Genomic DNA, 15,619 nt, shown 5'->3' on the forward strand with positions numbered 1-15,619 from the left:
CTTATTCAGCTGAAGTACATTTACTCAACAATCACTACTTTGCGGTTTAAAGTACGCTCCTCGGAAGAAAGCAGCAGATTGTATAAACCTGAAGTGATGGCTCTCTTAGGTTGAATCGTTAACTGCAGCGTGCCATCTGGGCTTGCAGTTGCTTTCTGCTCAAGTATAACCTTGCCAACCATGTCTGTCAGTTTAAGCATCACTTTTTCGCCAGGTTCCAGTTTAGAGCCGAACACATTAATCTGGCTTGCTTGCGTTGGGTTCGGGAAGACTTCATAAACTCCTGAGAAAGTCTTGTTATCTGTTATACCAAGTGGCGTAAGCCCACAATAACTGCCTTGGCCGCTATTAAAGGTTGCCCCCACCTCCTCTTCTGAGATGGCTCTGCCATATAGTTTCAACTCATCCATTAAGCCCACAAAATGATAGCCGGCATCGCGGTTCATGTAGCCAATGTTAATGGGCGCAGGTGTTTCAAAATTGCGCACGTAGTAATAATCAGCTTCTGACAGCAAAACGCCATCTACATAAAGCTTGCTTTTTTGGTTAGTACCATCGCGTACAGCCACTATTTTGTGCCAGTTTCCATCGTTTAGAGATGGCCCATTGCCGCCAACGTAAATACCAATGTGCTCAGTATCTTTTAACATGAACATGGCTTGGGCATTCTCGTTAAGGCCTACCCACCAATGTACTTCCGAATCCTTAGCATCACGCCCGATCAGCACAGAGTTGCCTGATTGCTTCGCCTCTGTTTTCATCCAAAGAGAGATAGTAAAATCAGCGTTCTCGCTCCAGTTAAACTTGGTGCCATCAGTGATGTCTACTTTAGTACCGGCTGCAAACTTAAGCGCGTTGTGGAACTTGCCTGTTGTAGACACAGGGCAGTCTGTACACTCAGCTACTGTAGCTGAGGCATAGTCTTCAAACGCCTGGACTTCAGCCTTGTCGAAACCAAAGTAGTGTGCCACACCCGGAAGGCAATCCGTAAGCTCCCCTTGCTTATTACCTCCCACCGAGATATTAATGGCTTCAGAAGTTACACTATGACCACCCGCATCCGTAGCCTTGGCAGTTATACTGTAGGTTCCGGCTGTTGCGCCATTCCAAGTATAGCTAAACGGACTTGAGGTGGCTTCTCCAATCAATGTAGTTCCTCTGAAGTATTCTACCTTAGCCCAGCCACGGTCAGCATCGGCAAAGGTTACCTTTAAGGGTATGGCTGCGCCTACCTCGAAGGAAGCATTATTTGCCGGAGACGACAGAGCAACTGCTGCCTTGATGCCTCCACTGCAATCCGGGTAAACATCTACATAATCAGAAGCTGAAAGGCCTCCCTCATCTGTTACTTTTAAGTGTATGCGGTAAAAGTATATCTCGCTGTCGCAGCCGATCGGAGTAATGGTAGTGGTGGTTTCCTTTTTCCTGTCAATGGGCTCTGGGTGCACGTGTGTGTTATGGTGCAGCACTGTTTGCCATTCGTAGCTCAGGCTACTGCCGCTATGCTCTTCATCGGTAACATCCGCACGTAAATCATACGTTGTGCTCTGGCTTAAGGTATACTTTGTGCCTTCAGCAGGGCTTGTGATATTAACAACAGGTGGTGTATTGTTCAGAGTTATAGTTAGTTTAGCCTCGGTTGATAGGCCAGCGGCATCAGTCACCGTTAGCGTCACCAGATACTCCTTACCCACCCCGGTGCCCGTAAAGGTATGCGTTGGATTGGCTGTAGTGGCTAGTGCTGACCCATCGCCGAAGTTCCAGGAATAGGTAAGGTTCTGCCCTTCGGGGTCAGAGGATTCGCTCCCGGTAAACTTAACCGTTAGCGGGCTTTTACCATACAGCTTATCAGCCTTAGCCACAGCTTTTGGCGGAAGGTTATCGCCATAGTATGATATTTTCTTGATCTGCGTGGCGTAGTTGATGTAATATAACTCTCCTGTAGCGGGGTTAGTGGCAAAAGCCACGACCACTGCATTCTCATCTATAAAATTGCGAACGGCCTTCGGGTCATTGTTCCCGTCAAAAACCGCGTTGCGTATGGTGCCTGCGCCATAGTCGCCGAAGAAGTATGTATTCCGGTATTCCTCGGGCAGCGCCGTGCCTGTGTACCAAATGCCACCAGTGGCTGAGCTCCCGTACCATGGCTTGCCAGATACCGGTGAGCCAGCCTCACCTATACCTACAACAGCAGCATCTTCTCCGTTAAATGTGCCCGTACGGGTGATAGCTTTAGGAACAACATCGTTTCCGTTTTCATCTTGGGTAATAATGTCGTTAACCCAGTCGATTGCCGGGCGAGCATGCGCAAAAGTATAATAGTTTTCAGGAATGGTTTCCTCGTAGCGGCAGGGATTAAAGAAGTATGGATCTCCGGTGCGGACGGGCTGCTTGATCAGGTCTGCGTAACGGAAGTACTCTATGTCACAGTTACCTTCGCCAAACATAGGGTTTGGCGCGCTTGTGTTATACACTTGTTTATGAAAATAGTACCGCTGCTGCTCCAGGCCTTCGTAAATTGGCCAGCCAAAGTTAAGCCCGCCTTTTTTAGCTACGTTCAGCTCTTCCCAATCCTGCCAGCCCACATCGCCAATATAGAGCACGCCTGGGTTAGTGCTGTTACCGCTACCAGGGCGCAAGGTAAACCGGAACGGGTTGCGCAGGCCAAGGGCCCATACTTTTGAGATAGCTGCATCAGGGTCTGAGGACTTATAAAACGGGTTGCTTGGCATGCCTTTGCCCGTTTCCGGGTTAATACGCAGAATTTTACCGTTTAGCGATTCCAGCTGCTGTGACCGGAAGGCTCCTATGTTTTGCTTTTCAGTGATAATGCCATCGGCAAGGGCCTGAGGCACAAAGGTATCGTTGGGTTGCGCAGGGTCGTAGCCTGCATCCAGCCAGCCGGCTGTGGCCCCATCGCCACATGAAACCAGCAAGGAGCCATCCTCCCCAAAAACCAACGAGCCTACTCCATGTGATATATAAAGTATAGGGATGCCGTTTGATGGCTTATCCCCGAGCAGAATCTTACGGCTGGCCAAATCGGCGGTGCGTCGGCCATCGCTGGATTTTGCTGTGTAGCGCGTGACACGCCCTATGGTTGCAGAGTTATAATCATCGGATTTAGAGTTATAGCTGCCTTTTCCGTAGTTCATGAGATGGTGGCGGTCTACTACATACAACAGGTAAAAGTTGCCATTACTCTTGAAGTTAGGGTCTAGGGTAAATCCCAAGAGGCCGTGGTCGCCCCAGTTTCCTACTTCTTCAGAAATATCTATCAACGGGTCGGCCAACCTTTTACCATTCTCAACAATCCACACCTTTCCTGCCTTTTCCCAGACATACATTCGCTCGCCGTCTGCCGAGAAAGTCATGCCCACGGCTGCTTCCCAGTCATCGCCAACCTGTTCTTCTACAAACCCGGTTGGTTGCGCCCATGCGCCAGACGATAAACTTAGGCCGACAAGAAGTATAAGGAAGCTCAAAACCGACCGTGTTGATTTTGAGAATAACAGGTAAGCAGACTTATACTTTAAGAGCAGAGTTTGAGTGCTCCACGCTTCGTAAAGTTTCTTCATAAGGAGTAATAATAGTTTAACATTAAGTGTAGAAGCACCGCAACAGGTAATCCTGATTACATTGTTCTACACGGCAAGAATTAGGATAACTTTGGATACAAACCTGTCAGGTTTGCTTTTTGTACGAGCAAATAGTGCTATAGTTCTATGTATAGAAATAGAAATTAAAGATTGTATATACAGCACGTATTTTAGCGTCTTACAATTAGTTTTCGACTTATAATGCGTTTGCTCGATATTACAGTTAAAGTATACATGCCCGGGCGGTAAACCTCTGTTATAGGCACTATAATTTGTAGCTGGCCAAAATCATCTACCTGCATTTGTTCCTGGACCAAGCGCTTGCCGCGCAGGTCTGCCACATAAAACTGCACCACCTCTCCGGATGGCAAATTAGACAGCTCGGCAGTTACCTCGCCCTGCTCTATAGGGTTGGGATAAATCTTAAAAAAAGTAGCGGTAGGCCCCCCAAACTCAATCATTATGATTTTAGAGTAAGTATACTTGCCATCTTCCTTCATTATTTTTAGCCTGTAGTAATTTTTGGTCTGAAGGGGAGCTATATCATTAAAATTATAGATAATGGCTGTATTACTATTTCCGTTGGCTTTTACCTCACCTAAAGGCTCAAAGGCTTCCATGTCTTCGGAACGCTCTACAACGAAATGCGAAAGGTTAGCTTCTGCGGCTGTTTCCCAGGTTAGCTGAATGGAACCTCCAATGTACTGGCCTTCAAACCGCACTAATTCCGTGATGGCATCAAACACGCTGGAGTAGCGTTCCTCAATTTCATCAGCGGTAAGCGCGCGCCCAAACAGTTTTACCTCATCCAAAATGCCTTCATAGTGGTAACCATTGCCATCATTGAGGTATCCTATATTTACCGCGGAACGACTGGCAAAACCATGTGTGTACGTGTGGCTACCACTAGCTACCTTCGCGCCATCCACGTAAAGTTCAGTCAGGCCTGATTTGCCATTTCTAACAGCCACTACTTGGTGCCATACATTATCATTTAGCTTTGCGCCGGCACCGCCTACAAATATGCCCTGCCACTCGAGATCCAGCAGCTGAAACCCGGCCCGGCCCTCGCCATCCAGGCCTACCCACCAATGCGCCTCAGAGTCTTTGGCATCGCGCCCAATCAGTACCCGGTTGCCTGAGGTGCTGCCGTTGGTGCGTAACCATACCTCTATTGTGAACGTCTCGTTAGCCTCCCAATCAAAGTTATAGCTCTCTTCTACGTTTAAGCCATCATCCTGACCATCAAACTCCTGCCCCCCTGACACAACGCCATTCACAGGTTTTGGCCTGGCCTCCTGAGAGCAGGTTGCATCGTAGGGCGTATAAAAATCGCGGTACCGTGATCCATTTATTTCATGGAGCATCCAATGGTGAATCATACCTGTTTTCTCACCAATGCCTTTTTTTACTGCAACAGTAAACTCCTGCCTGTCGGAGCCGGAGCTGTTAGTAGCTGTAACAATCACTTTGTAATTGCCTTCTGCCGTCGGTGTCCAGGTTATCTGCCCTGTCTTGCTGTCAAGCTGCATGCCAGAGGGAGCATCAGCCAATGCAAATACAGGTGCAGGATTGCCCACTGCCTGCACATCGTAAGTATACTTCTGGTCTACAACGCCGTGTGTCACTGCCTCCGACATTATCATGGGCTTTACCTGTTGTGGGCCGCAGTAACTGCCAGCCCCATTGTTGAAACGTGCGCGTACTTCGGTCTCAGATAAGGCTCGGTTGTACACCATAAGCTCGTCTAACTGGCCTGTGTAGCCAAAACCTTTGTTAAGATCCAGGAAGCCTATATTAATGGGTGAGCTGCTTTCAAAGCTGGCAGTATAGTCAAACTGATAAGAACCTACAGAATAGCCATCCACATATAATTTGTTAACGCGCAGGCGGCCATCGCGCACAACCACTATATGGTGCCATCGGTCATCGTTTATTTTAATGTCCTCGCCTACAATTCCAAAGCCGGTGCGGTCTCTGTCGTAGAGCTCAAAGCGGGGCTTTCCTGATGCGCTCATGCCTAACCACCACATCATCTCGGAATCTTTGGCATCGCGGCCAATAAAAACCTGGTTGTCCGATGACGTACCGCTTGCCTTCATCCACAGCTCCATGGTAAAGTTGCTGTTAGGGCCCCACTCAAATTTTTCGATATCTGTTAGTGTCAATCCGTTTTTACTTCCTGAGAAACGCTGCGCACCATTAAACAAGCCAGTGCTGGCTGCAGGGCAATCGGTACAAGTGGCCACAGACGGAGAAGCGTAATCGGAGTAAGAGCCAGAGCTTGTTTCGTCTAACCCAAAGTAATGCACTAGCCCATCAGGGCAGCCAGACTGCGCAAATACTGCAAAAGGAGATAAGAAGCTGGTAACCAACGCTAATACAAACCAGGAGGTGGCTTTTAAAAAGGTTTTGCCAGCAGAAAATTGGCGTAAAAGGTATAGATATGTCATTTAATTAAATCTGTCGGGAAAACACGCCCTGAACTGGAGCCAGAGCACACGATAAAGCAGTAGGATGCAATAACTGCAAACAACAAAAGCTACATAATTATGTCTCAGGCAAGGCACCACCTCACCTTTATAGAGTATAGTACGCCAATTATATAGCTAAGTTTAATCAGACAGATTTATACTTTGCGAAAGCTATTTTAAGATAAGTTTAAGAGTTTCGGCTTTGCTGCTTGAATTGATTTTAAGCACATAAAGCCCAACTGGTAAATCCACAGTGATAGGCAAGGTTGTTCTTACTTCTCCCGATTGGGCAGGTAATACACTTTGGGAATACATAAGTGCGCCTATCGCGCTGAAGAGCCTGATAGTTACAGGAGTTTCAGCTACGTAGCCGAATGCTAGCAGGTGTACCTGTCCGGGCTTATTGGTTGGGTTAGGGTATACTTGTGCCTCTTTTTGCAGTGTTGGCGCATAGGTCACAGACACTATTTTTGAGTAGGTGAACGTGCCGTCCAAGTCTACTTGCCTTAGGCGATACAATAGCTTGCCAGCCGGCGCAGTATTATCATGGTATGTATAATTTAGCTTATGCAGGCTATTACCCGCCCCGGCTACGGTGCCAATTGTTGTAAAATCGATGCCTTCGTGCATGCGCTGCAATTCAAAGTGACGGTTATTCTCTTCTGAGGCTGTGCTCCAGGTAAGAATTATTTCGTTGTTGGTTGCAGCCGCCCCAAAATGCATGAGTTCTACAGGAAGCGGTGCGGCAGCCGCACTAAGTATCGGAGAAATCGAATTAGACCACACTCCCGCCATTTTATCGTAGCCTTGCTGTGCTGGGTGCTGAAGATCAGCCATATCTCCGCCATCCGATTCGAAATCATAAACAATTCCGGCATCAGCCATGTCTACCAGCTCCAACCTGTCACCATTTTCGAAGCGCTTGCTTGCTAAGGCTTGTAACTTAGTGTTATAAATATCTATCACCTCGTTTTTAGTATAGTGTTCGCCTCTATAACAGCTATTGGTAGCACATACATTTTTAATGATCTTGGCAAGTATAACTGTTACCTCTTTACCAGCAAACTGCTCATACTTATCAATCTCATTCAAAACCATTTCCAAATTATCTACTGCATTTTGTGAGTCATCTATGCCATCGTTGCTTATATCATTCGTCCCTATGTGGAGAAATATAACATCGGGATTAAATTTATCTAAATATGGTCCGTCACCTGGCCCACGAAAATCACCTTGTCCATAAAAATTGAATTTCCCAATTTTCAGCAAGCTAAGTATATCTTGATTACGAGCCCCTCCATACCCTGCATGGTCCACATCCAACTCAAAACCGTTGTCGGCCAGGAACTGATCGGCGAAGCCTTCCCCCATCTGCTCATTACCCACAAAATCAATCTGATAACCGTCAAGCCTTCCGTCTATTACGAGTTTTCTATACAGCTCCTTTCTGTATCCAACGCGATTTTCAGGCGACACAGAGCCGTTACCTCCTTCGGTGTTGGAGTCTCCTAATGGCATTATCCTGATGAGTTCGTCGGGGTTGGTTCTGGCGCTGACTATGGCGCTGTATGGAGAGGATACCGTTCCGCTTGTGCTTTCGGCATTGGCAACTCCGGCAGTTGCCTTTACCCGATAATATGCTTCTTCATCAAGCCCCAGCCCGGCATCCCGAATAGAAAGTGTGCTTGCATCTACAATTGCTAATTCCGAAAAAGTATCTTCTTCGCCTGTTGCAGATTTTTCTATGGTATATCCCTCTGCGCCTTCTACGGCTTGCCATCGCACGATAATCGCCTTTACGAAAGATGCTCTTGCTGTAAGGTTCTCAGGTTTGCTTAGGCTTGTTTGCGCTACCACAGTATATGGCAGAATAATAGCGCACAGGCATAGAGCCAATGCGAGCAAGGTAGCTGAAGTTTGATTCAGAGCGAAGCGAAATAACATAATAAACTTATATAGCAAGTATGTAATGCAGCCCTGTATAACGTGATGTTTATAATTCGGTTACTACTATTTTAAGAATTAATAAAATATTTTTAATTACTATTCAATCCACTGAACGCTTCTAGAAGCTATGCTTCACTCCAAAAAACAAAACCCCTCAATAGAGGGGCTTTTATTTAAGTGTTAAATACAAATTATAAGCCGAAGCCTGCAGGTAATTGTTACCAGATTTTAGTAGGTTTTTGCTGATGATCTGACTTACCTCGTTGCAGCAAATAACCAAGCGTGATCTCGTTAGTGGCTTTGTTAATTGATTCAGAACCTTGTGAGGAGGTTTCGTACGTATAACCCACAGCAAACCTGTCGAGTTGTAAGCCAGCACTTACATGATAGGCTTTGTCGTTTCTATAACCCGCACCTACCCAAAGCATGTTATTGTAGATTGTTTTTGCCTGCCCTTCCAGTAAAGCCTTTTCCTTCCCGTCGTGCTGGAATAACGCATTAATTGCAAACCCTATATTTTTTGAGATATCGGCTCTATAACCAGCTGTTACGATTTGCTTCCTTGTTTCGAAGTCTGCTAAATAATCATCGCCTGTAGAAAGCAACTTGCCCGCTGTGGCATCTTTCATTGCATAGCCAATATAATAATTCTCACTTGTGAGTGTGAGGCCAAGGTTAATGTCGCCTTTGCCACTGCGATTTTGCTGGCCCAGTATATTGCTGAACCTGGGGTCATTTTCTTCTTCCAGGGTCAGACTGTTTCCATCCAAGCTATGTGCGGTATAGGTTAACGCCGTTCCCCAGCGCAGGCTCAATGCTTCAGAAATTCTTATGGCGGATCCGTAACTTAAGCCAACCTGCAGTTCCCGAGCCGGGCCAAACTGGTCGTGGAGCAATGTTAAACCCAGGGCGTGCTTGGCACCAAACTTCGGAGGCTCGCTTCGCTGCCCCTGCCCCCGGAAGTACCCACTTTTCTTATGGCCCAGCATGTCCATGTCTAGCTCTGCCGTTGCCAAAATTGTTTTAGGGGCGTCTTTAAAACCTGTCCATTGGTTGCGGTATAGGCTCTTCACCGCTGATCCGTCTGCGCCTGTAAGTGCAGGATTATAGTATTGCCTGAACTGCGAGAAATTTGCCATATACTTTCTGTTTTGAGCCTGCGCAGCCCAAATCAGCATCATACAGCAGGCAAATAGTATAGCTTTTTTCATGATGTCTTATTTAAATACTGTAACTACACCTTTTTGCACCAGGCTGATATCCTTGATTGAAATCACATAAAAGTATGAGCCGTCAGTTATTCTGCCATCAGCGCCTTTCCCATCCCAACCCTGCTCAGGATCGGTAGTCTGGAAGACGCGCTTGCCTGAGCGGTCATATACAGTTACTTCTATTTGGTTGTAGTAACGCAACTCTGGCACTTTCCAGGTATCATTTATGCCATCTCCATCCGGTGAGAATGCGTTTACCAGCTTAATTTCTTTTTCCGGGTTGTAAAGCGATTTAGTCAGGCTAAAGGTTTTCTCAATCGCATTATTGTATGGGTCTGTGCTGCGCACGCTTATTGAGAATACTGATTTGCCCGATAAGCCCTCGTTAGACTTAAGATGCAACTCGTTTCCGTTGATGATCTCAAACAAATTATTGTCTGCGCCACTTGCTGTAAACTCATAGGTAAATTCTGTATCATCAGGGTCTGAGGTAGTGAATGTACCGATTACCTCTTCGGGCTGTATATCTGGGCGAAAAACATCAGTGCTCAATTTTATGGATACTGGCGGCCGGTTAGGGGCAACTTCTACGGTTATTTTTGCGCCCATATTTTCTGGGTTGCTCGTACCCTCCTTCAGCTCTAACTGCCCAGCGAGCACATAGCTACCAGCTACAAGGCCGTTATAGTCACCTTTTACCCAAGTAATGTTCAGCTTTTCCTTTTCGCCTGTGGTATAGGTTATCTCTACCTGGCGTGGTAAGTCGAGTTCGCCGTATGTTGTTTTGAAAGGCACTTTTATACTTGGCAGAGCACTTACCGCAGCCACACTCTTGGTCTGTTTCAGAACCTTAGCGGAGGTGCTAGTGCCCTTGTTTCCGGCTTGGTCTACCAGATAAAATGTTATAGTAAGTTCCCCATCGTTTAAACCGCGAAGATCCAGGTTTGGCAGATTAAAGTTAACCGCAGTAACCGAAGCTGTGCCAGTAACTGCACTACCGCCTTTGTTACTGCTGACAGAGTACACATACGTGGCACCTACTTCTGCTCCGCTCACTTTAACTGGCACACTAGCTTGATTTGCATAATCCACTACCTCTGTCCCGAAACCTAGGGTATAGCCAGCAGGTGCCGTGGCATCATACATTAGTTCCAACACGTTTGAGGCCATATTGCCATTTGTGGCGGCATCCTGCACTTTATCTGCAGGCAGCGCTATACTCACTTTTCCATCTCCAACTGGTTTTACTAGCATAGTATACTCCAGTTCCGAAACTTTATCCAGATCAGATGCCGAAGCATTTACAAGCACAAAATCATTAATTCCCAGGCCTGTAACCGCTTCTGTAAGGGTTAATCTCACAATGAAAGAAGCGTTTGTCAGGGTTGGCGCAGTTGTGCTCAGCGTGGCGGCCGGGCTGTCTGCATCATAGATTACAGCTAGTGTGTTGGAGGTTAGGTTATCGTTTGCAGCCATATCTTTGGCTGCGCCAGCGCCCACGGTTACCCTTACCTCACCGGCTGCCTGCGGTGTTATGCGAACGGTATACGCGTCGTCGGCTAATTTTTGTAGGCTAGAAGCTGCTCCGTTTACAACTGTAATATCCGTGGCATCAAATCCAGTAACTGATTCGCTAAAAGCCACACGTATGGTAAAGGCTGCATTAAGCGGACTAGTAGCAGTTGTGCTCAACACTACTGTCGGTTGTTTCGCATCAAACGTTCTCTTTAGGGCAGTGGCGGCCAAGTTTCCGTTTCCGGCAGTATCGGTGGCTTTGTTTGCTGCCACAGTTATACTTACTTCACCATCAGCCTGCGGCGTAATTAAAGCAGTGTAAGCGGAAGGGCTTAAAGCTTTAAAATCGCCTGCAGCACCGTTTGTAACACTGATATCCGTAAGGGCAAAATCTGTAACCGGCTCATCAAAGGTGAATGTTACTGTAAATGGCTGGTTTACCATTACCGCAGCTTCAGAGCTTATTGCCAGATGCGGGCGCGTGCCATCATACATTACCTCCAGTGAGTTAGATGCTTCATTTACATTACCGGCAATATCCATAGCTTTACCGCCTGGCAGTACAACCGTTACTCTACCATCTGTGGCAGGCTGCACATTGGCTGAATAGGTTGCTTTGCCTGATGCCGCGAAGTTTGAAAGTGTTCCGTTGCTCACTACTATGTCAGCGGCTGCCAGGCCATAAACATCTTCGTTGAAGGCAATTCGGATGGCAAACGCATCTTTCACCGGTGAAGCAGCTGTAGAAGTTATAGTTGCCACCGGAGCTGTGAGTTCTACTTGCACTTCGAACTCCTTGCTTAACACACTGGCGTTGCCAGCGGCATCGGTAGCAGTGGCTGTAAACATGTAAGTGCCTGCAGCCAACGCTGTATTTTCATGACTTAATGTCCACTTTCCTGCTGCATTGGCTTTTGTGTCGCCAATTGCTTGGCCGTCTTTCAAAACTAAAACCGTAGCACCTGCCTCAGCCTCGCCAGACAGCGAGAGGGTATTGTCAGAAGTTATCGCATCATCGGTTACCGGACCTCTATCTTCGGAAACACGCAAAATTACTGGTGCAATAGGTGCTTTTGTGTCAACAGACCAAGTGTAAATGGCAGGCGTGGCATCAGTATTTCCGGCGGCATCGGTGGCGCGTACCTGCAAGGTGTGCTCGCCTTCCGAGAGCCCCGTTAAAGTATGGGGGTTTGCAACAGTTGTAAACGCAGCCCCATCTATACTTGCCTCATAAGTTACCCCGCTTTTGTTACTGCTGAAGCTAAATGTGGCTTTATTTGTTTTGGTTACCTGCTCGGGTTTGTCGGCAATTGTTGTTTCAGGTGCTTTGGTATCAACTGTGAAGCTTCGAACACTGCTAGCTAGGCTGCTGTTGCCAGCCGCATCTGCGGCTTTCGCTGCAAGTTGCTGTGTGCCATCGGCTAGTGCTGTGGTTGGGGTAAAGCTCCACTTACCGTCTGTGCCAGCGGCTGTAGTTCCTAACTGTTGCCCATTGGCAAATAATGATATAATACTCTCAGCTTCTGCGGTTCCGTTTATACTTGGCTTATTGTTATTGAGCAGTGCATTTTGCGCCGGTGACGAAATAACCGGTGCTGCCGGTGCCTGGGTATCGACCAACCATGTATGCGAAGCGGGTGTTTCATCTATATTGCCCGCCGCATCCATGGCGCGCACGCGAAGCGTGTGCTCTCCATCCGAAAGGTTGTTTACTGAATAAGGCGTGGCTGCATTTGTAAAAGCGGCACCATCCAGGCTTATCTGAAAAGTTACACCGCTCTCGTTGCTTGTAAACGTAAAGCTTGCTGTTTTGCTGTTAGTGATTGCTGCTGGTTTGGAAGCGATAGTTGTTTCAGGAGCTTGTGTGTCTGGTGGTGTTTGCGGGCGCACGTTTAGCAGGCGTTCCAGTGCATTAAACCATACTCCTGCCATTTTATCGTAGCCTTGCTGGGCCGGGTGAAGCGGGTCGGCCATATCGCCGCCATTCGACGTAAAGTCGTACACCATGCCGGCATCAGCCATGTCTACCAGTTCCAGCCTGTCGCCGTTGCCGATGCGCTTGCCCGCTAAGGCCTGCAACTTAGTATTGTAAATGTCTATCACATCGTTTTTACTGCGCTCCGAGCCTTTGTAGCAAAAACCACTTGTGCACACACTTTTAATGATCTTGGCAAGTATAACCGTAACCTCGCGCCCGGAGCTCTGCTCGTAGGTGTCTATTTCGTTAAGTATCTTCTCTACGTTATCTACTGCGCTCTGCGAATTATCTACACCCTCGTTGCTTATGTCATTGGTGCCGATATGCAGCAGGATTACATCAGGAGTAAATACTTCCAGGTACTTGGCCGTATAGCTAAGGCCCATGCGCTGTCCATCGAACCAGCGTACATAAGAACCATTCTTTAATAACTCCAGCAAGTCCTGCGTTCGGGCGGCGCCATAACCGGCATGGTCTACATCCTTCAGCAAATCGCTTCCTGTTTTCTCATCGCCCACATAATTATAATACCCATTAGATTCTGATGCGTCTAGCAACTTCGCTAACCGTGACCGGTAAGCTGCTTTCTGATTGGCTGGAACGTCATTGCTCCCCCCCTCGGTATTGGAATCGCCTAAGGGCATAATGTTAAACACCTTGCTTTCGGCATGGGTGGTGGCGGATGCGGTGCTGCTGTAAGTTGATGTTTCGCTCCCGGATATGGCTTTGATGCGGTAGTATACTTTTTGGCTATAGTATAAACCTGTATGCCTGTATGTTCTGGCCGCCCCGTCCAGCGTTTGCAGCACAGTAAAGCTTCCGGCTTCGCCTGTGTTTGATTTCTCCAGCACATAGCCGGTAGCACCAGATACAGGGGCCCAAGATAAGGTTATTGCCCCAACCAGCGATGACCTGGCCTCTACTTGAGGCGCTGCCAATGCAACCGCGGGGGCAGATTTGTTTTCAGATAACGGAGCAGACACCGCTTTTAGGCACAGCGCTAATAATGCTATAAGAAGCAGCTGGCGCAGTAGAAAGTGTAAGGGCATAGAAATGAATCGAATAGAGTTCTAGCTTTTGAATAGGCTCCCTATATAACGTTAATTCGATTCCTTGGTTGCCCAAATTAATGATGGCTAACTACGAAAAGTACACTTAAATAGTACTATAATATTGAACTACTGTGTTATAACAACGTAGACAGCCGCTAAGACGCTTCTCACCAACTTGCTATACTTAAAAATATATATCTAGCAGAAAAAATATATGGTATACATCACAACCTTTTAGTACAACTTCTATATAATAAAAGAACTGACCCGGATTTTCACTAATGTAGCTGAAGTCCAACTTACACCCGAAGCATAACGATACCTGCTGCAGATTGGAACATAGTACACCCTTTAACGATTGTTTTTATGCTTTTCAACTCTACTGAATTTTTCATATTCTTTCCGGTAGTTGTTACGCTATACTTCTTAACGCCCTTTAACCGGCGCTGGATAATATTGCTGCTTGCCAGCTACTACTTTTACATGTCCTGGAAGCCTGCCTATACGCTTATACTGGTAGCTTCTACAGTGATAGATTATACTTGCGGACGCATGATGGGGCGCTACCCCGACGAGGATAAGTCGCGGCGCAAACCCTGGCTCTATCTCAGCCTCATGGCAAACTTAGGTGTGCTGCTTCTTTTTAAATACTATAACTTCTTCAACGATAGTGCTCGCGACCTGGCCACAGCCCTGGATGTGCCTTACGCCATGCCAGCCTTTGAACTGCTACTGCCAATGGGCATCTCCTTCTATACTTTCCAGACGATGAGTTATAGTATAGATGTCTACAATGGCCGCATTAAGCCGGAACGGCACCTAGGGGTTTTCGCGCTTTTCGTTTCCTTTTTTCCGCAACTGGTGGCTGGCCCCATAGAGCGCGCCGGCAACTTGCTCGGGCAACTGCACCAAAGCCATGAGTTCAAGTATGAGCGCGTGGTGGCAGGTTTACGACGAATGGCTTGGGGTTTCTTTAAGAAGATAGTGATTGCCGATAACCTGGCCATGATGGTCAACTCCGTTTACAACAACCCTACGGAATATGAAGGCATCTCCCATATCATTGCCACAGTCTTCTTCGCCTTCCAGATCTACTGCGATTTTTCAGGCTATTCTGACATTGCCATTGGTGCTGCACAGGTTATGGGCTTTAACTTAATGGAGAACTTTCGGAGTCCATACTTCTCTAAAAGCATTTCTGAGTTCTGGAACCGCTGGCACATTTCTCTGTCAACCTGGTTCCGCGATTACCTTTACATTCCGCTAGGCGGGAACCGGGTGGTTAAGTGGCGATGGTATTATAATCTGTTTATTACCTTTTTAGTAAGTGGCCTATGGCATGGTGCCAACTGGACTTTTATTGTTTGGGGTGCCCTACACGGGTTTTACTTGGTGTTTGCCATACTTACGGCTGAGCAGCGCAACGCGCTTGCACAACGCGCCGGACTAGCACAACGCCCGCTCCTTTATAAGTGGGTTCAAGTTTTAACAGTGTTTTTCCTGGTATGCTTTTCTTGGATATTCTTTAGGGCTAACAATATCACAGATGCGTTTTATATAATAGCCCAAAGCGCGTCTGTAATCACAAATCCTGGCCAGCTAACGGCCCTCGACTGGAGCCACGCCATATTCATGGATCAAGGTTTTAAAATATTTGCCGTTTCTATTTTAGCCATTGCCATCATGGAAACCGTACATCTAATACAACGCAATGGTAGTGTATCACAACTGATCATGCAACGGCCGGCCTGGGTGCGATGGGGCGTATACTATGCGGCGATTATCGCTGTGCTGCTGTTTGGGCAATTTGGGCACCAGGAGTTTATCTATTTTCAGTTTTAAG

General features: G+C 47.1%; 6 protein-coding genes. 1 reads left to right on the forward strand and 5 read right to left on the reverse strand.

Translation table 11 applies throughout. From position 1 onward, the window contains the following. Nucleotides 1-20 precede the first annotated feature (20 nt). The 5 genes from D1627_RS15740 to D1627_RS15760 all read right to left on the reverse strand — a co-directional run bounded on the left by D1627_RS15740 (nucleotide 21) and on the right by D1627_RS15760 (nucleotide 13,707). Complete coding sequence (locus D1627_RS15740; RefSeq protein WP_119433231.1) at nucleotides 21-3,578, reverse strand: PQQ-dependent sugar dehydrogenase; 3,558 nt, start codon at nucleotides 3,576-3,578, stop codon at nucleotides 21-23. 191 nt (nucleotides 3,579-3,769) lie between these two features. After that, complete coding sequence (locus D1627_RS15745) at nucleotides 3,770-6,052, reverse strand: LamG-like jellyroll fold domain-containing protein (protein WP_119433232.1); 2,283 nt, start codon at nucleotides 6,050-6,052, stop codon at nucleotides 3,770-3,772. Between the two features lie 192 nt (nucleotides 6,053-6,244). Continuing rightward, nucleotides 6,245-7,930 carry an SGNH/GDSL hydrolase family protein gene (locus D1627_RS15750; RefSeq protein WP_158607199.1) on the reverse strand — a complete coding sequence of 562 codons (1,686 nt, stop codon included), beginning with the start codon at nucleotides 7,928-7,930 and terminating at the stop codon, nucleotides 6,245-6,247. Between the two features lie 308 nt (nucleotides 7,931-8,238). Continuing rightward, a complete protein-coding gene (locus D1627_RS15755) occupies nucleotides 8,239-9,231 on the reverse strand; it encodes a PorP/SprF family type IX secretion system membrane protein (RefSeq protein ID WP_119433234.1) in 993 nt (330 codons plus the stop codon). Nucleotides 9,232-9,237: 6 nt separating this feature from the next. Further along, nucleotides 9,238-13,707 carry an Ig-like domain-containing protein gene (locus tag D1627_RS15760; RefSeq protein ID WP_158607200.1) on the reverse strand — a complete coding sequence of 1,490 codons (4,470 nt, stop codon included), beginning with the start codon at nucleotides 13,705-13,707 and terminating at the stop codon, nucleotides 9,238-9,240. A gap of 435 nt (nucleotides 13,708-14,142) precedes the next feature. Here D1627_RS15760 and D1627_RS15765 point away from each other — a divergent pair, with 435 nt between their 5' ends. Further along, nucleotides 14,143-15,618: an MBOAT family O-acyltransferase gene (locus tag D1627_RS15765; RefSeq protein WP_119433236.1), complete on the forward strand. Its 1,476-nt coding sequence runs from the start codon at nucleotides 14,143-14,145 to the stop codon at nucleotides 15,616-15,618. The last annotated feature ends 1 nt before the right edge of the window (nucleotide 15,619 follow it).

The organism is Pontibacter oryzae, from assembly GCF_003576375.1.
Classification (GTDB): Bacteria; Bacteroidota; Bacteroidia; order Cytophagales; family Hymenobacteraceae; genus Pontibacter; species Pontibacter oryzae.

Coding starts and splice junctions, on each gene's coding strand:
- D1627_RS15765 (WP_119433236.1), top strand. CDS start 14,143: ATGCTTTTCAACTCTACTGAATTTTTCATATTCTTTCCGGTAGTTGTT.
- D1627_RS15755 (WP_119433234.1), bottom strand. CDS start 9,231: ATGAAAAAAGCTATACTATTTGCCTGCTGTATGATGCTGATTTGGGCT.
- D1627_RS15740 (WP_119433231.1), bottom strand. CDS start 3,578: ATGAAGAAACTTTACGAAGCGTGGAGCACTCAAACTCTGCTCTTAAAG.
- D1627_RS15745 (WP_119433232.1), bottom strand. CDS start 6,052: ATGACATATCTATACCTTTTACGCCAATTTTCTGCTGGCAAAACCTTT.